The organism is Salipiger sp. HF18 (assembly GCF_011806505.1).
Taxonomy (GTDB): domain Bacteria; phylum Pseudomonadota; class Alphaproteobacteria; order Rhodobacterales; family Rhodobacteraceae; genus Salipiger; species Salipiger thiooxidans.
The window spans coordinates 1-563 of record NZ_JAATOS010000984.1 but is presented as its reverse complement, the minus strand read 5'-3'; the positions used below and the strand labels follow the sequence as shown (position 1 = coordinate 563).

The 563-nt window shown below is 67.9% G+C and carries 1 protein-coding gene; it reads right to left on the bottom strand.

Going from position 1 to position 563, the window contains the following annotated elements; all coding sequences use genetic code 11:
- Window positions 1–19: 19 nt before the first annotated feature.
- Window positions 20–563, bottom strand: a 544-nt coding sequence (locus tag HC022_RS28400; RefSeq protein ID WP_303049125.1) for a CorA family divalent cation transporter, incomplete at its 5' end; no start/stop codon positions are given.

The window sequence follows — 563 nt, the reverse complement described above, 5'->3', positions numbered from 1 at the left end:
GCAAAAGACGCCCCGGCGCTCAGATCCAGCGCAGCTTGCGCAGGATCGCAAGCTGCAGCCCGACCACCACGACCAGCCCGCCGCTGAAGTACCAGAAGGCGTGCGACACCTCCGCCCCGGGCATGCCCGCGACGTTGATGCCGAAGAGGCCGGTCAGGAAGCCCAACGGCAGGAACAGCGCCGAGAGAATCGACAGAAGGTACATGTTCCGGTTCAGCCGGTCCGAGAGCTGCCCGGCCAGTTCGTCGCGCACCAGCGCCATGCGTTCGCGCATGGCGTCTGCATCCTCGACCACCCTCTCGAGCGCGTCGAGTTCCTCGGCCAGCTGCCGCAGGTCGTCGGTCTCGAGCCAGGCCGGATGCGCCCCCTGCAGCCCTCGCAGCGCATCGCGCTGGGGCGCAAGATAGCGGCGGAGGATGATGGCCCGGCGACGCAGCTCCACCAATTGGGTGCGAATCTCGGGCACAGAGGTGTCGAGCACCGCTTCCTCGAGATCGTCAGCCTCGTCGTCGACGCCGCTCCAGAAGGTCTCGATGCGATGGGTGAGCCGCTCCACCAGCGCC